Origin of the sequence: Streptomyces sp. NPDC001822 (assembly GCF_042892135.1) — a bacterium.
Classification (GTDB): Bacteria; Actinomycetota; Actinomycetes; order Streptomycetales; family Streptomycetaceae; genus Streptomyces.
In genome coordinates this window covers 83,486-102,352 of the sequence record NZ_JBIATW010000017.1, presented here as the reverse complement: position 1 = coordinate 102,352, position 18,867 = coordinate 83,486, and the positions used below count along the sequence as shown (strand labels likewise).

The 18,867-nt window shown below is 70.4% G+C and carries 15 protein-coding genes and 1 pseudogene; 7 read left to right on the top strand and 9 right to left on the bottom strand.

The annotated features are described in order from the left end of the window. Nucleotides 1–39: 39 nt before the first annotated feature. From ACFYY2_RS30190 to ACFYY2_RS30165, 6 genes are read right to left on the bottom strand one after another with little or no spacing between them, the layout of a single operon-like run. Nucleotides 40–1,743 carry an MFS transporter gene (locus tag ACFYY2_RS30190; RefSeq protein ID WP_388748854.1) on the bottom strand — a complete coding sequence of 568 codons (1,704 nt, stop codon included), beginning with the start codon at nucleotides 1,741–1,743 and terminating at the stop codon, nucleotides 40–42. Beyond that, nucleotides 1,740–2,438, bottom strand: a complete 699-nt coding sequence (locus ACFYY2_RS30185) for an iron-containing redox enzyme family protein (protein ID WP_388748852.1) — start codon at nucleotides 2,436–2,438, stop codon at nucleotides 1,740–1,742. Before ACFYY2_RS30185 ends, ACFYY2_RS30190 begins: the two co-directional genes overlap by 4 nt. A 3-nt stretch (nucleotides 2,439–2,441) precedes the next feature. Further along, nucleotides 2,442–3,458, bottom strand: a complete 1,017-nt coding sequence (locus ACFYY2_RS30180) for a radical SAM protein (RefSeq protein ID WP_388748850.1) — start codon at nucleotides 3,456–3,458, stop codon at nucleotides 2,442–2,444. Beyond that, nucleotides 3,433–4,533, bottom strand: a complete 1,101-nt coding sequence (locus ACFYY2_RS30175) for a radical SAM protein (RefSeq protein WP_388748848.1) — start codon at nucleotides 4,531–4,533, stop codon at nucleotides 3,433–3,435. The genes ACFYY2_RS30180 and ACFYY2_RS30175 overlap by 26 nt, the downstream gene beginning before the upstream one ends. A gap of 6 nt (nucleotides 4,534–4,539) precedes the next feature. Beyond that, nucleotides 4,540–5,184 carry a GAF domain-containing protein gene (locus ACFYY2_RS30170; protein WP_388748846.1) on the bottom strand — a complete coding sequence of 215 codons (645 nt, stop codon included), beginning with the start codon at nucleotides 5,182–5,184 and terminating at the stop codon, nucleotides 4,540–4,542. Beyond that, on the bottom strand, nucleotides 5,165–6,025 hold the full coding sequence (locus tag ACFYY2_RS30165) for a S8 family serine peptidase (protein ID WP_388748955.1): 861 nt from the start codon (nucleotides 6,023–6,025) through the stop codon (nucleotides 5,165–5,167). The genes ACFYY2_RS30170 and ACFYY2_RS30165 overlap by 20 nt, the downstream gene beginning before the upstream one ends. 765 nt (nucleotides 6,026–6,790) lie before the next feature. Here ACFYY2_RS30165 and ACFYY2_RS30160 point away from each other — a divergent pair. Both ACFYY2_RS30160 and ACFYY2_RS30155 read left to right on the top strand, forming a co-directional pair. Continuing rightward, complete coding sequence (locus ACFYY2_RS30160) at nucleotides 6,791–7,444, top strand: DUF6357 family protein (protein WP_388748844.1); 654 nt, start codon at nucleotides 6,791–6,793, stop codon at nucleotides 7,442–7,444. A 200-nt stretch (nucleotides 7,445–7,644) separates the two neighbouring features. Next, a complete protein-coding gene (locus ACFYY2_RS30155) occupies nucleotides 7,645–8,907 on the top strand; it encodes a DUF6357 family protein (protein ID WP_388748842.1) in 1,263 nt (420 codons plus the stop codon). Between the two features lie 133 nt (nucleotides 8,908–9,040). Here ACFYY2_RS30155 and ACFYY2_RS30150 read toward each other — a convergent pair whose 3' ends face one another. Next, a complete protein-coding gene (locus tag ACFYY2_RS30150; protein WP_388748840.1) occupies nucleotides 9,041–9,319 on the bottom strand; it encodes an Imm21 family immunity protein in 279 nt (92 codons plus the stop codon). 202 nt (nucleotides 9,320–9,521) lie between these two features. Between ACFYY2_RS30150 and ACFYY2_RS30145 the strand changes: the two are divergent. Together ACFYY2_RS30145 and ACFYY2_RS30140 are read left to right on the top strand one after the other, a co-directional pair. Next, a pseudogene (locus tag ACFYY2_RS30145) lies at nucleotides 9,522–9,785 on the top strand (helix-turn-helix transcriptional regulator); the annotation flags it as partial. A 55-nt stretch (nucleotides 9,786–9,840) separates the two neighbouring features. Next, nucleotides 9,841–11,202 carry a hypothetical protein gene (locus ACFYY2_RS30140; RefSeq protein ID WP_388748838.1) on the top strand — a complete coding sequence of 454 codons (1,362 nt, stop codon included), beginning with the start codon at nucleotides 9,841–9,843 and terminating at the stop codon, nucleotides 11,200–11,202. Nucleotides 11,203–11,673: 471 nt separating this feature from the next. On the opposite strand, the gene ACFYY2_RS30135 is transcribed toward ACFYY2_RS30140, so the two are convergent. Then, nucleotides 11,674–12,096, bottom strand: coding sequence for a secondary thiamine-phosphate synthase enzyme YjbQ (locus ACFYY2_RS30135; RefSeq protein WP_388748836.1), 423 nt, complete (start codon nucleotides 12,094–12,096; stop codon nucleotides 11,674–11,676). A gap of 181 nt (nucleotides 12,097–12,277) precedes the next feature. Here ACFYY2_RS30135 and ACFYY2_RS30130 point away from each other — a divergent pair, with 181 nt between their 5' ends. Further along, a complete protein-coding gene (locus ACFYY2_RS30130) occupies nucleotides 12,278–13,345 on the top strand; it encodes an NAD(P)-binding domain-containing protein (RefSeq protein ID WP_388748833.1) in 1,068 nt (355 codons plus the stop codon). A gap of 37 nt (nucleotides 13,346–13,382) precedes the next feature. Here ACFYY2_RS30130 and ACFYY2_RS30125 read toward each other — a convergent pair whose 3' ends face one another. Then, complete coding sequence (locus ACFYY2_RS30125; RefSeq protein ID WP_388748830.1) at nucleotides 13,383–15,194, bottom strand: ABC transporter ATP-binding protein; 1,812 nt, start codon at nucleotides 15,192–15,194, stop codon at nucleotides 13,383–13,385. Nucleotides 15,195–15,356: 162 nt separating this feature from the next. Here ACFYY2_RS30125 and ACFYY2_RS30120 point away from each other — a divergent pair, with 162 nt between their 5' ends. Beyond that, nucleotides 15,357–15,803: a MarR family winged helix-turn-helix transcriptional regulator gene (locus tag ACFYY2_RS30120; RefSeq protein ID WP_388748828.1), complete on the top strand. Its 447-nt coding sequence runs from the start codon at nucleotides 15,357–15,359 to the stop codon at nucleotides 15,801–15,803. 46 nt (nucleotides 15,804–15,849) lie between these two features. Next, the gene (locus tag ACFYY2_RS30115) at nucleotides 15,850–18,792 is read left to right on the top strand and encodes an FAD-binding and (Fe-S)-binding domain-containing protein (RefSeq protein ID WP_388748826.1); all 2,943 of its coding nucleotides are present in this window, start codon (nucleotides 15,850–15,852) and stop codon (nucleotides 18,790–18,792) included. The last annotated feature ends 75 nt before the right edge of the window (nucleotides 18,793–18,867 follow it).

Below are 18,867 nucleotides of genomic sequence, written 5' to 3'. Positions count from 1 at the left end.
ACCGTCGTCGCCGGGGCATGCCCGGCGAGGCACGGTGCACTACCAGAGGTAGCCGCCGCTGGGGTCGGAGACGACGTGGCCCTCGACATCCGAACCGGCTGCCTCGACGCGGGACTTGACGCTCAGAAGAACGCCGATCTCCTCGTCGCTGAGGGACTTCAGGACTTCCTGCTGGGCCGCGTTGGCCTCGGTGACGACGAAACCCGCCGCTGCCAGCTTGTCGATCTTCTCGCTCATGCTGTCCTCCTTGGGGAATTCCGCGCGCCTGCCGCGCGGGACTACCGGACCCCGGCGCGGAGCGCCGGGAGTGTGAGGGGCCGCGCCCGTGGGCCGGCCGGTGTCCCGCACGACCGCGGGCGGGTGCTCACCGCGGTCGGGTGCGGGCAGAGGGGACGTGGTGCCTGCGTGCTCGTGTCCGGACTCCGCGACCGGGTCGGCCGGGGCGTCCTGCGCGCTGCTCGGAGTGGTCGGGGCGCCCGGCGCGGTGGCCGGTTCGGGTGTGGCGTCCTGCGTGCCGGTCTCGTCGTGCCCGGCGACACGGGGTACGTCGCCGAGCCGCGCCCTCACCGCCGTGGCGGTCAGCAGCAGCGCCGCGCCCGCGGCCAGCAGCAGCGGGCCGATTCCGAACCAGGTGACGAAGAATGCCGCGAGGGGCGGCGCCAGTACGTTGAGCAGAGCGGGCACGGAACTCATGAGTGCCCATACCCGGCCGGTGAGTTCCACCGGGGTTTCCGCGTGCACCACACTCGGAAAGGTGACCAGGATTCCGGCGCTCGCTACCCCCAGAAGGAAAATAGCACAGAGCCAGACGGCCGCGTCAATACGCATTTCGCGAACAATTGATATTCCGATCGAAGCGATGATGCAGCCGATGATCAGAATCGACCACGCCATGGTCACGAAGGGCTTCACCCGCGCGACCAGCTTCCCCATGAGCAGGGATCCCACCACACCACCGACGCCGACGGCGGACACCATGTAGCCGATGTACGACGGCCCCATCCCCAGCGCCGGCACGATCAGGGCGGCCATGGAGTCGTAGAGGAACACGACGAACATGAGGCAGCACATGACGAACAGCAGGGATCTCAGGACACGCGATCCGAAGACGTGGGAGAAACCTTCCCTGAGTTCCGTGAAGTAATTCGTTCCATTCTTCACGGAAGGCCGTGATGTGCTGCGCAGAGCCCATGCGCACATCACCGCGAAAAGAAAGGTGAAGGCGTTCATCGCGAAAATCGCGCGTGGCGAGAGGAAGACGACGAGCAGTCCGCCCAGCGCCGGACCGAGAATCTTCACCGACTGCATCGCCGTCTGCAGCAGCACCGTGGCCGAGGGGATGTCGCGCGGCTCGACCGTCGCCCGTAGCTGGATCTGGCCGGCGATGTTGCTGACCGAGCCCAGCGTCGAACGCGCCAGGATCAGTGCGGCGGCCCAGTAGGTCCCGGGCGCCACCACCAGCCCGAGGGTCAGCACGGCCTGGGCGCCGTCCGTCAGCAGCAGCGTCTGCCGGGACGGTCTGCGGTCCGTCAGAACCGCCAGGAACGGGCCGGCGAGCAGAGGCAGCATGGCCGCGCTGACTATCAGCGCGAGACCGCCCGCACCTCCGTGCCAGACCGTGGTGACCAGCACCAGCAGCGCGACCTGGTCCAGCCAGTCCCCCAGGCCCGACACGACCGATCCGCCGAAGAGCAGCCGGAAGTCCCTGCCGCGTAACAGTCCCGGTGTTCCCGGCCGTCTCATCCGGCCACGGCCACGGGGACGTCCGCCTCCACGCGGTCCGCGACGGCCTCCATCACCTCGATCAGCCCTCGCAGGGTGTGCAGCGCGCTGAGTCCCAGCAGGTCCTCCTGTGCCGCGTCGAGCGGAAGCCTGTCCACCAGCCTCAGGACGTCGTCGCGGTGCTGCACGTCCAGGTGCGAGTGACGCGCGATGGTGCGGAAGGCGTCCTCCGGCAGCCCGGTGCGCGACGCCAGGTCCGCGGCCAGCCCGGGACCGGGAGGATTCCCCTCCAGCACCGCGATGTGGCCCACCAGGGCGATCGGATGGACGTGCCGCAGCCAGTAGTACTGCGACCCCACCAGCGAGGCGACGGCCGGGCCGGGAACCGCCGACCACAGCTCGGCCGGGGTCCCGCCGGCCACCACGAGGTCGTCGGCGACCCACTGGTCGTGCCCGTACTCCTCGCGGATGTGCTTGGACAGGTAACGGCCGAGCATGTCCGCGACCGGGTCGCCCTGCCGGGCCACGCACTGCTCGGTGGCGGCCAGCATGAGCGGCACCGTCGCACGGATCGTGCCGTGCAGGGTCTTGAGCCACTCCACGTACATGCGGTCGCTGTGCGGGTGCGTCCACATACGCCGGGACGCGGCATCGACAGCGGGCATCAGCAGGCCGATCTTCTGCTGGAGCCTGCGGGACCGCGACTGATCCTCCACCGGTCATCCCCTCCCGGACGTCTCGTCGGTTGTCGCCAGCATTCCGCCCAGCGCCCGCACGGCCCGTGCGGCCGTCGGCGAGGTGCGGGCGATGTCGTACGCCTTCCAGCAGCCGCCGCACACGTTCTCGAAGCGGCCCTCGCCCAGTGCCTCGAAACCGGGCAGCCGAGCCGCCCCGCCGGGGCCGACGCTTCCCATGACCGTCAACAGCGCGTCCTGCCGGAACCCGGACAGTGCCGCGGCGACATCCGCGGGACCGCGCACGGCGGTCCGCAGCTCGGCCGGACCGTGGCCGGTGATCAGCGCCTCGTTGCAGCAGGGGATCGCCACCCCGTCGTAACGCACGGTCGGCGAGCCCAGCAGCGAGCACGCCGCCAGCGCATCGGCCGCGTGCAGGCGCCTGATGGCGAACACCCCGGAGCCGCGGCCGTATCGAAGCGGGGTGATGAGCTTGGTCTCCGCCCACCGGCCCCAGTCCGGTCCGAACGCGGTGTCCAGCAGTGCCTCGGCGTCACGGGCGCCGTCGCCCTCGTCCAGGGCCTGGACCACGATGTGGCTCCCCGCGTCGCGGACCGCCCGCAGCGCGGAGACGAACCGGGCACCGGAGACACCGCCCTGGTGGAAGCCGTCGGTGCTGAGGAAGACGGTCGAGATCAGGGGCAGCACCCGGCGCACCCAGGCAGGGGCACCGCCGTTCTCGCGCGCCCAGTAGCCGCTGGTGAAGACGACGGTCTCCAGCCCGGCGGCGGCGAACTCCCCGATCGCGTACGGCAACGCCCGCTGCTCCGCGAACGGTTCGCCCCCGGAGACGGCGACCGACCGCAGTCCGGGCAGCTCCCGGATGCCGGCGACGACATCCCGGAAGACGTCCCAGTCCACGACCCGTCCGCCGTCGGCGCGCGCGTCCACCGAGCAGTGCGCGCAACCGACAGGACACTGGTCGGTGATGTAGAGCAGAATCGATTCGCCGGTGGTGCGGCGGGCGGTCTCGGTTTCAGCGAGTGTGAGCCGGCGTTCCATGCCCCTCCTCCGATCCCAGAGCCACCAGATCCCCGTGCCGCGAGCGACGGGTGGAGAACGCGGTCGCGTCCTGCCGCTCGACGACCTCCCGGGCGGTCCGCTCCAGCAGCCGGCCGCTGTCCGTCCGCAGATACGCCTCCAGGCGCACCGCGGCCTTCCGGTCACCGGCCAGCCCGACGCAGTTGCCGCACATTCCCTTGTCGCAGGCGCCCTCGGAGAACCGGCCGGCGACGTAGCTCGGGCCCAGCGCCCGCAAGGCCCGGAACATCTCCCGTTCCAGGAAGAGTTCGCGCAGCTCCGGCCATGACTGGCGTCCCGCGTGACCGAGGATCAGATGCTCGGGCTGCCGCCGCTCCACAAGATCCTGGTTGCAGCACGCGTACACCGTGCCGTCGTACGTCACCAGCGGCCAGGTCACCCGGTCGCACGGGTCCACCGCCGCCACCGGCAGGCCGGACGTCGGTGCGGAGGGTGCCAGCCCCGCCAGGTTCCGGCCGCGGCCGATCGCGCTGAGCGTGCCGACCAGGATCGGCACCTGATCGTCGAACTCCCGCCGCACATCGGCGATCAGGCCCGTGAGATAGGGGTCGTCGTCGTTGCGGCCGGTGATCTGGAAGCTGACGCCCGGCACGATCTCCCGGATCAGGTGCATCGCACGGAAGACCTCGGCGCGGCTCACCTCGCGTTCGTGGAACTCGTCCAGGCTCGCGGCGAAGTGATCGACCTCCCGGACGGCCGCACGGACCGCCGACGGCAGTCGGCGTCCCTCCCGCGCGAACCACATGCCCGACAGCACGTACGACCGGGTGCCCACCGCCCGCGCGGTCCGTGCCAGGTCAGCCACCAGCCCCGCGCGCAGGAGCGCCTCACCGCCGGACATCAGCAGCAGATCGGGCCGGGTCTCCGGATCGAAGGACTCCACCAGCCTGCGGAACGGGGTCTCGGGGTGCTGCTCGCTGCTGAGCGAGGAGTCCGTGGAACAGTGCGCGCACGACAGCGGGCACCGACGGGTCAGGGCCAGGTAGACGCCGGCGGCCGGAACACTGCGGCGCGCGCCGATCTCCAGCAGATGCATCCGCGGTCACCCCTTCGCACGGGCGAGGACGGCGGCGATCTCCTCGAGGGAGGTCAGGACTCGTTCGGCGTCGGGATCGTCGGAGCGGGCCAGCTCGCCGACCAGCGTCGTCAGCCGCTCGGCGGCCGCCGCGTGCGGCGCCGGCGGGCCGGACGAATCCCCCATGACGGCGAGGGCGGCAGAACACTGACGGGCGAGCTCCGACACCAGCTCGATGACCGCCGCCTCGCCGCGGGGGCCCAGATCGGGGTCGAGGACCTCCATGATCCCGAAGACCGACCCCGCGGTCTCCAGCGGCGCGGCGATGATCGTCTTCGGTACCAGTCCGGTGGAGGCGGCGAACTCCCGGTTGAACTGCGGGTGGTTGTCCAGATCGTCGGCGATCACCGCCTCCCCGCTCTGGAACACCCAGCCGGCGATCCCGCTGTAGTCGGGGATCGCCCAGCCCAGCAGGTGATCCTCCTGCGGATCCGAGGTCGCCTCCAGCACCAGGGAGCCCGCGACCGGATCGTGAAGGAAGATCGAGGACGCGGGAGCGGCGAACACCAGCCGCGCCAACCGCACCGTCGAACGCAGGATCTCGTCGCGCCGGGACAACGGGGTGCCGCCCGGCGTCCGGGAAGAAAGGGCGTCATTCCCCGATGGCGTCATTCCCGGCTCCTTCCGCTGAGTCGTCGGTGTCGAAAAGGTTGTCGGACAATGAAGCAAGCACGTGTTTTATCTCGCTCACCGGAAGATTCGGATGTTTACCGAGGATACGAGCGACGAAGCCACTCACATGAGGTGTGGCGAAACTGTTCCCGGAAAGCCGCGAACTCGACCCGTTCGTCCACGGAACCTCAATCTTCACACCCGCGGCGAAGAATTCGACCGGCGGATCGGAACTGACTTCGAGGCGCTCGGTGTCCTCGCTCTCGTGCGAGCCGACGGAGATCACCGAAGGGAACGTCCAGGGAAAGCTGCGCACCGGACTGTTGTGGGCCGCGGCCACGATCGCCACCCGGCTGAAGTACGCCTCGTCGGCGATTTCGTGGAGCATGGCCCTGAAGTCCTCCTTGCGGGAGGACAGGCTGAGGTTGATCACGTGGAAGCGTTCGGCGACCGCCCAGCGCAGCGCCTCCAACAGGGCGTTCCCGTCCCCGCCGAGGCCCGGCCCCAGGATCCGGACGCTGGTCAGCGCGGCCTCGGGGGCAACCCGGTGGATGATCGCCGCGCAGGCCGTGCCATGGCCGGCGGCATCGCCTTCGAGGTCGGGGACCAGCCGGTACTCCCCCGGAGAACCGGCACCCGGACCGGCGCCGTCGGGTGCGACGCGCTGAACGGTGTACGCACCCCCCAGCAGGGGGCCCACCTCCGGATGGTCCGGTGTCACACCGCTGTCGATGACACACACCCGGACCCCGGCACCGCGGGAACCACCCCACGCCCATGTCCGGTCTATGGCCGCTGAACCGATGAATTGAGACCGGTCGACGAGTTGCCCAGAATTCATGTGGGCGAAACGAACGGAGGCCCGCCGCGTCCCCGATATGCTCAAGTGAACCGTCCCGTTCGTTCCGAAATCACTTACGCCGGACGGGGTTTTCCGTCCGGCGCCTTGCGAAAACGAAGCCCGACACATGGTCGGTCGGCCTGTGCAGGCATGACATTAGGTCGGGATGTGAGGAAGTTGCAAGGGTTCCCTGAACGATTTTTCGATCCATTGCCCGCGGGGCCGCCCGGTTACCCGGCACCACCGGATCCAAACGCGGTCGCCGTCATTCCGGATGATGCGTAGGGGGCTTAATTATATGGATGTTACTCGTGTGACTCCTGTGGCCTTTTAGGGTTCTGCGCACGGAGCACCGGGTGGTGCTCCCGGGATTGCTGTTGCGGATACCGGGTTGCACGCGCCGGTGGGGGTGGGGCATCGGCACCGGGAGAGCCGGCGTCCCGGGTTTCCGGCATCGGGAGGCACCGCCCCGGACGGCGAACGACGGCCGCCGCGTGCGGGCCGGGTCATCCTGTGCCGTCTCGGGGTTCTCGGGGGTTCTCGGGGCTCTCGGGGGTTACGGGAGGGACGCGCAAGCCGGCGGTTTCGCCGTGTCCTGGACGTAGTTGGGCGTGAGCGCGCCGATCATTCCAGCGGCGCACGGGCCCGCGTCTCCGGGTGGCCGCCGCCTCTCCCGGCGATGAGTCGGCGATGAACGGCGGATCCGTCCGCCTGTTCTGACGCGACTACGCTGGTGGGGATATCGCACCCGAAGGAAGGACACGTGTGTCTCGCCCTTACGTCCCCGGACCGAGGCGGTTCGTCTTCACCGTCGGAGACGGCAACGACCAGCAGGTCTCCGTAGGCGATCCGCAGGAAGCGTACACAGCGTTCTCCACGTTCTTCCGGAATCGAGCCGCTGACACCTACACGATCGAGGATGAACCGGCGGGCCAGAGCTTGGTGCTCATGCCCGGTCGAGGTGCGATCGCCCGGATCGAGGCGACGGGGCGGCCGCGGTCGGAGTACCTCCGGATCGACAGGGCCAATCGCTACCTGCCGAGCGCGATGCTGTTCTTCGAGAACGGATATGCCGGCCTCGACCACTTCGGCCAGTGGTTCTCGGACCTCGCGGACCTCGACGCGCCACCGGAGACTCGCGGTGCCACCCGCGCCGCCACGATCACGACCGAAGCCGCGGCAATCGAAGCAGTCGCCCGGATCTGGGCTGATTCAGGCGTCGTGGATGCGAGCGACCAGTACTACGTCTTCTTCGACTCGCACGACGTCGACGATGACAGAGCTGAACGAGCCGAACTGCTCAAGTTGATCGAATTCCTCGGTATGAAACGGGTCGATCCCCCGGCCGAGGCCGCCGACGGCGAAGTCTGGGTGCGCACCGACACGCGTCTCGACGCCGAGTTGGAACGGTGGTCGTGAACAGGTGCTGCGGATCGGAACCGGATCGAAGTCCTCCTGGAAGTCCTCCTGTACGGGGCCTTCTTGAAGGGCGGTTTCCACATCTGACCTGGTCATGACGGGCTGCTCGCTCCGGGCGGCTTGGGTGCAGCACGAAAGCGGCAGGTCACATCGGTGCGGGCAGGGCTCGCCCGCGTCTTCTGAGGGGAAAGACTGAGTCCATGGGAGACATGGTTTTCACTCGCGGCAGCGGCTGGACCCCGACCGTGATCCGCGAGGCCGGTGAACTGAAGCTGACGCTCGGTGCCGGGGCCGACGCCAACCACGAGCCTCGCACGTTCACGTTCCCGATCGAGCAGGCCCATCTCGCGGTGATCCGGGAGGACCTGGCCAGACACCTGCTGCTGTGGAGTGCGGTCCTTCCGCTGTGCGACGCCGCCGGAACCCGGGGCCGGCTCGACGAGAACGCTGCTGTGGCGCTCCTGGACCCGATCCTCCTCTCGGCGCCCGCGGACGTCGACGCGCTCTTCCGGCGCATCCCGTGGGACAGGGGGCGGCTCATCGCGCACGGGGCCGACATTGACCTGCTCACGCGCGGTCAGGTCAGCGCGGCGATGGGCGCGGCTACGGAGACGTCCGACGAGAAGCGGGCTCAGGAGCACCACGCGAACCGGCGTCGCGCCGAGCGCGGAACCGTGCTCGGCCCACTCGACGCCGCCGTACTGCGGTACACGGGCCAGTACCTGCACGGCGCGACGCTTCCGAAGCGAATGCCCGATGCCGTCGACCCCGCGCTGCTGCCGGAAGTCATGCGTGTGATCGCCACCGCCCAGCAGGCGTGCGCGGGAATGCGCATCGGCCGCGATCCGCGCCGGGGGAAGCGCGCGACGAGCAAGCGTGACTGGGAGCGGATGGCGACGGCGGTCGACGCGGCCGTGCACCGTGCACATCCTGAACTCGTCGATGACGCGGTGCGTACCGTGAGCTTTCTGATGTGCTCGGAAGCCACGGACCGCTCAAGGAGCGCGCCCATGGACGACGACGAGGAGTCCGCGGGCGACCACGTCGGCTCCGGCGGGACCGCGAGGAAGACCGTCCTGTCCTTCACCGACGACAAGGGCGTCGAGAAGAAGTGGATCCAGGACGGCCCGCGCTCCGCCGCGGCCGAGTTCTGGGAGTTCGTGGGCGACCGGTCCGCCGCGGACAACGAGGTGTTCACCATCGAGGACCAGAAGATGGGCGAAGGGATCCAGCTCCACTTCTACGCGGACTCCATCGCCCGGATCACGACGGTGCACGAGGGCGGAGGCGAGTCGGAGCCGGAGTACCGGGTCGAGTACAGCCTGGTCGACGGGATCGACGGGTACCGCACCCTGGTGAGCGCCTTCGTCCGCGGCGGGTGCGCCTCACTCGGGCCGCTCGGCCCGTGGATGTCGGACACTGCCGAGTTCGAGCGCGCCCGCCGGCGGCGCGACGCCAAGTAGCCCGCTGGAACCGCCTCGTCGATGCCGCCCGCCGCCGACCCCCTCGTGAACACCGGGTACCCTGTCGCCCTGTCCCCGCTCGCCCGCCCTCGAGACGAGGAAGCGGTCCTCGGCCTTCCCTGCTGCGGGCCATCTACCCAGGTGCGCCGGGCTGCGGCGAAAGCCCCATGGGCAAGAGCTGGACCAGGCGGACCCAGTACTCCTCATCCGCTTCGGTGTTGACGGCACGGACCTCCCAACGGCCGGCGGGGCGCGGGACCGATGCCCGGGCAGGTCGTCCGCCGCCTGGATACTCGACGTCCAACTCGGCGCCCGCTTCGGCGGAGTCCATAAGCGTGGCAGGGCCCTCCGACACCCAGGTTCCGCAGTCCTCCCGCTGAGTGGCTTCATCTGCGAGGACAGCCCTCGCCACAATCTCCAGCGCGACAGCCCTACCCGAAGAAGCTCAACCGCACCTGACGGGGGTGATTCGAGACGTTCGCAGGTAGATCATCGTTAGGTATCCAACCGCGGAGGCCGGAATCATGGTCAACGGGGTGGGGCCCAGGCGGCGGTGAGGTGCTGCCTGCGGCGTTCGGTCGCGCAAATCCTGTCGGCCATCGCCGCGCTCTCGCCTGGCCACCCCCTGGTCCGAGGAATCCCCCCACGGGACCCGCCCCAACGGGATCACCGGCACCCAGCCGGCCATCGCCCACCTCCTCGTCGAGGGCCGCGTCGACGAAGCGATCGCCCGCCGCCTCGGCATAAAGGTCCGCACCTGCCGCGGTCACATAGCCAAACTCTCCGCCGCCCTCGGCAGCGGCAGCCGCGCCCAACTCGGCTACCTCATCGCCCGCTCGGGCATCCTCGACCACCGCACAGCCGACCCGGCGGACTGAAACCGGCCCTCCTCCCCCGTACAACCATCCGCCAATCTCCGCTGTCTTGATCCCAGTGAAGAAGACGCTCATCGCCTCCGCCGCCGCACTCGGCGCGCTCGCCGCCGTCACCGGCCCGGCCGCGGCCCCCGCCGCGGCCGCAACCGCCTCCGACGCCCTGTGGCTCTGGTCCGACCCGTACGAGATCACCCTCGCGGGCCCGTCCGAGGACGGCTCCCCCGCACTGTCGCAGTCGCTGACCGTGCAGATCAGCCACGACAACACGACGACCACCGTCCCGGCCGGCACGCTCACCGTCGACGCCTCCGGAGTCGCCTCGTTCGCCGAGGTCACCTGGCCTGCAAACTGCCGCCCGGAGGACGAGACCACCGCCGTCTGCACCACCCCCGAACTCCCCGGCGGCGCCAACGCCCCCGCCGCGAGGATCGGCCTGACCACGAAGCCGGGCGCCACCGACGGCAACGACGGCTACGTCCGCTACACCGCCCAGGCCGGCGGCATGAACGCCTACCCGGGCGAGACCTACGTCGCCGTCAACGACGGCCCCGCGCTCGGCCTCACCCAGGCCGAGTACCGCAGCGGCATGGCACCCGACCAGCCCTTCGACTCCTCCGTCGTCCTCGGCAACCAGGGCAACCGCACCGCCGACCGCACCCTGCTCACCGTCTTCACCTCCCGCGGCATCCGCCTCGGCATGTCCGTCCCCTCCAACTGCGAGTCCACGAACGCCGTCACCGGCCGCACGTTCCTCTGCATCCTGGACGAGCGGACGACTCCGGGCTCGTACCACTCCCTCCCGCTGAAGTTCCGCACCAAGGACATGGCCCTCTTCGACCGCGTCGACTATTCGGCGCAGCCCTATTCCGAGCAGGCGCTCGCCGAGGCCCGCGCCGGCCGCGCCTTCACCCCGGGCGCCGGCCCGGAGCTGAACCTCACCCCGGCCGCCGCCCCCTCCGACGAGCTCCAGCCGTACCGCAGCTTCACGGTGAAGACCGTCAACCAGGCTGACTACCGGCTGACCGCCTCCACCGTCTCCGGCGCGGCCGGCGACACCGTCCCCGCCACCGTCACCGTCCACAACGCGGGCCCCGCCTGGGTCGCCTCCCTCGGCGCGGGCGAACCCGCCGCGACCGTCGACATCAACATCCCCGCCGGCACCTCGGTGACCTCCGCCCCCGACGCCTGCTGGTCCCAGTCCGAGACCCGCTACCGCTGCAACACCCCCATCTACCTCACCGAATCCGGCAAGCCCGCCACCCACACCTTCCCCTTCACTCTCCACATCGACGAGGTCATCCCGAACGCCACCGCCCGCGCCGCCATCTACAACGACGCCTACGAACCCGCCGTCCGCACCTTCGACCCCGACCTGACGAACAACACGGCCACCCTCACCGTCAACCCCTCGACGAGCTGACGCACGTCCCCTCCGGCTGCCCGGCCCGACCCCTGCACCGGCCCTGTACGAGCCGGGCAGCCGACCCCCGCACCTCCCCTTGTAGCCCCACCCGCACCACCCGTGGGCGACTGGCCCGCCCAGAGCGCGGAACAGGCGGACCAAAGCGCCGAGCGCCCGACGCCGCCCACCCCCGCCCACACGCACCCAGACGGGACACAGGGTCGGCGGCGCCCGCGACCTCCCAGTCGTCGGCCCAGCCGATGATGTGCGCGCCCACGGACGCTGCGGCTGTGAGGACGTTCTCCCGCTGGCGCTCAGGGGACGACGTCGCCAGCTTCACGCGCGACAGGCGCCGCACACCGAGCAGGCATTTACCGCATCCGTCGTAGGGTCGTTCGATCACATGTGGGGTCGTACCGTGCAAGATTCTTTCCGTTCGCGCACGCACAGTACGGAGAATCGGCGGCACCCCCAGCTGAACGATCTGGGTCAGCCGAAAAAGCTCAACCGCACCTGACGGTTGTGATTCGAGATGTTGGTGTCCACCAGACACACGGACTGCCACGTCCCGAGCTCCAGCCGTCCCCCGATCACCGGCAGAGTCGCGTGTGGTGGCACCAGGGCCGGGAGCACGTGGTCGCGACCGTGGCCCGGGGTGCCGTGGCGGTGGCGCCAGCGCTCGTCGGCCGGGAGCAGGTCCTGCAGGGCGGTGAGGAGGTCGTCGTCGCTGCCGGCGCCCGTCTCCAGGATCGCGATCCCGGCAGTGGCGTGGGGTACGAAGATGTTGAGCAGGCCGTCCCGGCCGGGGGCCGAGCGGGCGAGGAACTGGGCACAGTCCTCGGTCAGATCCGTGACCGTCTCGGTCCGTCCCGTGGTGACGCTGAGTACGTGTGTGGCAAAAGTGTCGGGCATGGCCCCATTCTCCCGGGACGGGGCGCACGTCTGCCCGCGGCGGGCGGGCCGCCCACCGGAAAGATCAGAAAGGCCCGGAGGGATCCCCGAAGGCCCCCCGGAAGGCTCCCGGCAGGACGGCTGGAGCTCCGGGAAGACGCGGGCCTCCCCCTCGGTTGGTAGAAGCGTGAACGATATCGGGATGCGCGAGCTGGACGTGATCGTCATCGGCGCCGGTCAGGCCGGGCTGTCCGCCGCGTATCACCTGCGCCGCAGCGGACTGGAGCCCGGCCGGGACTTCGAGGTGCTCGATCACGCGCCGCACCCCGGCGGCGCCTGGCAGTTCCGCTGGCCCTCGCTCACCTACGGCAAGGTGCACGGCATGCACTCGCTGCCGGGCCTCGAACTCACCGGCGCCGACGGGAGCAGGCCCTCGTCCGAGGTCATCGGGGAGTACTTCGACGCCTACGAGCGACGGTTCGGCCTGCGGGTGCACCGGCCCGTCGACGTGAGCGCCGTACGCGAGGGCGACGGCGGACGTCTGCGGGTCGAGACCTCCGAAGGCACATACTCGACGCGTGCACTGATCAACGCCACCGGCACATGGGACCGCCCCTTCTGGCCCCGCTATCCCGGCCAGGATTCCTTTCTCGGCAGGCAGCTGCACACCGCCGACTATCCGGGGCCCGCCGAGTTCGCCGGCCTGCGGGTGGTGGTGGTCGGCGGTGGCGCGTCGGGGACGCAGCACCTGATGGAGATCGCGGACGTGGCCGAGGAGACGTTCTGGGTGACTCGTCGGCCCCCGGTGTTCCGGGAGGGACCCTTCGGCGAGGACGCGGGCCGGGCCGCCGTGGCCATGGTGGACGAGCGCGTACGCCGGGGACTTCCGCCGCAGAGCGTGGTCAGCGTGACCGGCCTGCCGCTCAACGACGCCGTAAGGCGTGCCCGCGAGCGGGGGATCCTGGACCGGCTCCCGATGTTCGAGCGGATCACTCCGGACGGAGTGGCCTGGTCGGACGGCCGGTCGGTCCGCGCCGACGTGATCCTCTGGGCGACCGGCTTCCGCGCCGCCGTCGACCACCTGGCGCCGCTGAAGCTCCGCGAGCCCGGTGGCGGCATCCGCGTAGAGGAGACACGGGCCGCACGGGACACACGCGTTCATCTCGTCGGCTACGGCCCGTCCGCCAGCACCGTCGGCGCCAATCGGGCCGGTCGGGCCGCCGCCCGCTCGGTCACCCGGCTGCTGGACGGCGCTCCGGCCCTGAACTGACCACCCCGACGCCCGGGCCTGCGGCCGGCTCGGGTGCTCAGACGGCGGCAGCGGGTGCGGTCGCGTTGCTGTCGCGGCGGATCAGGGCGGCGTAGCGGCCGTCCTCGGCGAGCAGTTCCTCATGCGTGCCCCGCTCCGCCGCGCGGCCGTCGTCCAGCACCATGATCTGGTCCGCGTCCCGGACCGTGGACAGCCGGTGCGCGATGGTGAGTGTGGTGCGGCCTTCGGACAGGGCGTCGATGGCCTGCTGTACGGCGTGTTCGGTGCGGGTGTCGAGGGCGCTGGTCGCCTCGTCGAGGATCAGTACGGGCGGGTTCCGGAGAATCGTCCTGGCGATCGCCAGGCGCTGCTTCTCGCCACCCGAGAAGCGGTAGCCGCGCTCCCCCACGAGGGTGTCGTAGCCGTCGGGCAGGCCGGCGATGTGCTCGTGGATCTGCGCGGCCCGGGCAGCGGCCTCGATCTCCTCGTCGGTGGCGTCCGGCTTGGCGAAGCGGAGGTTCTCGGCGACCGACGCGTGGAAGAGGTAGGTCTCCTGGGAGACCACTCCCACGGCGCGGGCGAGGGTCTCGAAGTCGAGGTCGCGCACGTCGACGCCGTCGATCGTGACGCGGCCGCCCGTGACGTCGTACAGGCGCGGCACCAGGTAGCTGAGGGTGGACTTGCCCGATCCGGTGGGACCGACGACGGCCAGGCTGCTTCCGGCCGGGACGGTCACGTCGATGCCGCTCAGGGTGGGGCCGCTCTTCTCGTCGTAGCTGAAGGTGACGTCCTCGAAGGCGACCTCGCCACGGATGTGTTCCAGGCGGACCGGCTTGTCGGGTTCGGTGATGTCCACCTTCAGGTCGAGGTACTCGAAGATGCGGGCGAACAGGGCGAGGGACGTCTGCATCTGCACGCCGGTGGAGAGCAGGCTCACGGCGGGGCGGAACAGCCCTTGCTGGAGCGAGACGAAGGCGACGAGCGTCCCGATGGAGACGCCGGGGGTGCCCGACTGGAGGGTGAGCCCCGCCGCCCAGTAGATGACGGCGGGCATGGCCGCCATCACGATCCCGATCGTCGACATCCGCCAGCGCCCGGCCATGTTGGAGCGGACTTCGAGGTCGACCAGGCGCTCCGACTCCTCGGTGAAGGTCTTGGTGAGGGAGTCCGACCGGCCCATGGTGCGGCCGAGCAGGATGCCGCTCACCGAGAGCGATTCGGTGACGGTGGCGGCCATGGCGGCCATCTGCCGCTGGCGCTGGGTGGTGATCTTCTTGCGCTCCCGGCCCACGCGGCGGCTGATCCAGACGAAGACGGGCAGGAGCAGCAGCGAGACGACGGTGAGCCGCCAGTCCAGGGCGAGCATGGCGACCACGGTGGCGATGACCGCGGTGAGGTTGGAGACGAGAGAGGTCGCGGTGGAGGTGACCGTCGCCTGCATCCCGCCGATGTCGTTGGCGATGCGCGACTGCACCTCGCCCGTGCGGGTCTTGGTGAAGAAGGCGAGCGGCATCCGCTGCAGCTGTGTGTAGACGGCGGTGCGCAGGTCGTGCATGACGCGCTGGCCGACGGTCGTGGAGATGAGGGTCTGCAGGACGCCGAAGACGCTGTTCATCACCGCGGTGAGGATCATGCCGAGGGCGAGCAGCGTCAGCAGGCCCGTGCGCCCCTGAGGGATCGCGGTGTCCAGGATCTCGCGGAGGAGGAAGGGCGAGGCGACCGACACCAGGGAGGACGCGCCGACCAGGAGTGCGACCACGGCGAGTCTGCCGCGGTAGGGGCGGAACAGCCGGAAGATGCGGCGCAGCTCGGCGGGCGGCTGCCCTGCTTCGGCGGCGGAGGGTGTCCAGGTGGGTTCGTCGGGTTTCATGGGCTCCTTCGAGAGCGTGCGTGGGGAGGGGTCGGGCTTCGGGCCCGCGTGGCGGGGCGGACACGGCGCGCATGTCCCGGAAGCCGCGGTGGGGGCCGGATGGAGAGCCTAGCTCATTGTTACCTCTGTACACAATGAACCACGTCCTGATATTGTTCCCCCATGGAATCCCCCGACTCCGACGGCATGCTGGCCGAACAGCTGCTGAGGCTCACGCGCCGCCTTCAGCGCATCCAGAGCCGGCAGCTGGAGCCGATCGGCATCACTCCGGCCCAGTTCCGCCTGCTGCGCACGACCGCTCACTACGACGGGCCACCCCGCATGGCCGACCTGGCCGAGAAGCTGGACGTCGTCCCCCGGGCCGTGACCACCCTCGTGGACGGCCTGGAGGCGAGCGGCCGGGTGCGGCGTGCGCCGGACCCGACCAACCGCAGGGTGGTCCGCATCGAGATCACGGAGGAGGGCCGGGCCGTCCTCCGCTCGATGCGCGCCGCGCGCAAGGCCGCCGCGGAGGAGATCCTGGCTCCGTTGACCGCCGATCAGCGCGAGGTGCTCGGCGGACTCCTGACCGCTCTGGTCGACGGAATGCCGGAGCGCCGCCGCTGCTGAGACACGCGGTGCGACACCCGCGCCCGCGCCGTCGAGGGGACCCGCCATGCCACTGCTGGAGCCGAAGCCGGAAGCCCTCCGCCCCGGTGGTGGGCGGACCCCGTCGCCCGATCGGGTGCCCGGCTGGAAAGCGTCCGGGACACCGGCGGACCTCCGGGCCGGCCTGACCGCGCTGCTCGGTCCCGAGAAGGTGCTGTGGAAGGTCTCCGACCTCGTGCGGTACGCCTCCGACGCCAGCCCGTACCGCTTCCTTCCCCAGGTCGTGCTCGTCCCCGAGAACCTCGACGACGTCTCGGCGATCCTCTCCTACGCCCACGGGCACGGTCGCAGTGTCGTCTTCCGGGCCGCCGGCACCAGCCTCAACGGCCAGGCACAGGGAGAGGACATCCTCGTGGACGTGCGCCGCCACTGGACGGGGGTCGAGGTCCTGGACGGCGGATCCCGGGCCAGGATCCGGCCCGGGACCACCGTCCTGCGGGCGAATGCTGCCCTCGCCCGGCACGGCCGGATCCTGGGCCCGGACCCTGCCAGTGCCATCGCCTGCACCGTGGGCGGTGTCGTGGCGAACAACGCCTCCGGGATGACCGCGGGAACCACCAGGAATTCGTATCGCACCGTGTCCTCCCTGACCTTCGTCCTGCCGAGCGGCACGGTGGTCGACACCGGTGAGGCGGACGCGGACGAGCTGCTGCGGCACGCCGAGCCGCGCCTGTGCGCCGACCTCCTGGCGCTGAAGGCGGAGATCGAGTCCGACGAGCGGCTCACGGCGCGGATCCGCGCCAAGTACGAGATCAAGAACACCAACGGCTATCGTCTCGACGCGTTCCTCGACGGATCGACGCCCGTGGAGATCCTCCGTGGTCTCATGGTCGGCTCCGAGGGCACCTTCGGCTTCATCTCCGAGGTCGTCTTCGACACCCTTCCGCTCGACCGGCATGTGGCGTCCGCGCTGCTGTTCTTCCCCTCCCTCGTCTCCGCGGCGGCCGCCGTGCCGAAGTTCAACGGGGCCGGTGCCGTCGCCGTGGAGCTGATGGACGGCAACACGCTGCGTGCCTCGGTCAGGGTCGCCGGCGTGCCCTCCGACTGGGCGGGGCTCCCGGAGGGCACGACGGCCCTGCTGGTGGAGTTCCGCGCCCCGGACGAGAGCGCCCTGACGGCCTGCGAGCGGGCGGCCGCCTCCGTCGTCGCGGATCTCGACCTCGTGGTCCCGGCGGTCTCCGTCACCAACCGCTTCACCCGGGACCCCGGCACCGTCTCCGGCTACTGGAGCGCACGCAAGGCGTTCGTCACCGCGGTCGGAGGCTCGCGCCCGGCGGGCACGACCCTGATCACGGAGGACTTCGCCGTACCGCCGTCCCGGCTGTCGGAGGCCTGCGAGGCGTTGCTCGCCCTCCAGTCCGTCCACGGTTTCGACGCCGCCGTGGCAGGTCACGCGGCCCACGGGAATCTGCACTTCCTGCTCGCCTTCGACGCGGCGAAGCCCGACGACGTCGCCAGGTACGCCGCGTTCATGGACGAGTTCTGCACCCTCGTCGTCGACCGTTTCGACGGGTCGCTCAAGGCGGAGCACGCGACCGGCCGCAACATCGCCCCGTTCCTGGAGAGGGAGTGGGGCCCCGTCGCCACGGAGCTCATGTGGCGTACGAAGCGGGCCATCGATCCGGGCGGGGTGCTGGCGCCGCGCATCGTTCTCGACCGCGATCCGAAGGCCCATCTGCGCGGGCTCAAGACGATCCCCGGGGTGGAGCCCGTCGCCGACCCGTGCATCGAGTGCGGGTTCTGCGAACCCACCTGCCCCAGCGAGGACCTCACCACGACGCCCCGCCAACGCATCGTGCTGCGCCGGGAGATGCTGCGTCAGCCGGACGGCTCACCCGTCGGTACGGAGCTGCTGGACGCCTACGGCTACGACGCGGTGGACACCTGCGCGGGGGACTCCACCTGCAAACTCGCCTGTCCGGTGGGCATCGACACCGGGGCGATGATGAAGGACTTCCGTCATCGCCGGCACAGCACGCGGGAGGAGCGGATGGCGGTCCTGACGGCACGGCACTTCAAGGCCGTCGAGGCATCGGCCCGACTGGCGGTCGGCGTGGCGGCCGCCGTGTCCCGCAGGGCCGGCGACGCGCTCCTCGGGTCCGCGACGAGGACCGCCCGCAGAGCCGTACGCCCCGATCTGGTGCCGGAGTGGCTGCCCGGGATCCCCGGCGCCGCGTCCCGCACGCTGCCGCCCACCTCCCGGGCGGGCGCCCGTGCCGTCTACTACCCGGCCTGCGTGAACCGCATCTTCGCCGGTCCCGAGGACGCGGGGGCGCTGTCGCTCGCGGAGGCCGTCGTCTTCCTCTCCGCGCGGGCGGCCAGGCCCGTCTGGATCCCGGATGACGTCAGGGGGACCTGCTGCGCGACGATCTGGCACTCCAAGGGCTACGACGCGGCGAACACGCTCATGGCCAACCGCGTCGTGGAGGCGGCCTGGGGCTGGACCTCCGGGGGCGCGCTGCCGCTGGTGGTCGACGCCTCGTCCTGCACCCTGGGACTCGCGCACGAGGTGGTGCCGTATCTCACCGAGGACAACCGGGCCCTGCACCGGGAGCTGACGGTGGTCGACTCCCTCGTCTGGGCGGCCGAGGAACTGCTTCCCTCGCTGACGGTGTTCCGCCGCAGGCGATCCGCCGTCCTGCACCCGACCTGCTCGATGGAACATCTCGGGGACACCGCACATCTGCGCGCGGTTGCCGAGGCGTGCGCCGAGGAGGTCGTCGTCCCGGACGACGCGGGCTGCTGCGCCTTCGCCGGTGACCGGGGTCTGTTGCACAAGGAGCTCACCGACTCGGCGACCGCCAAGGAGGCGGCCGAGGTCGGGAGCAGGGAGTACGACGCGTATCTGTCGGCGAACCGGATGTGCGAGATCGGAATGGACCGGGCGACCGGGCGGCACTACCACTCGGCGCTCATCGAGCTGGAGAGGGCGACCCGGCCCGTCGTCTGACCGCCGCACCGCGAGAAAATCGGTTGCCCCGGGCGGGGGCACGACGCGAAGCTTGCACGGTTTGGTCCCCCGCTG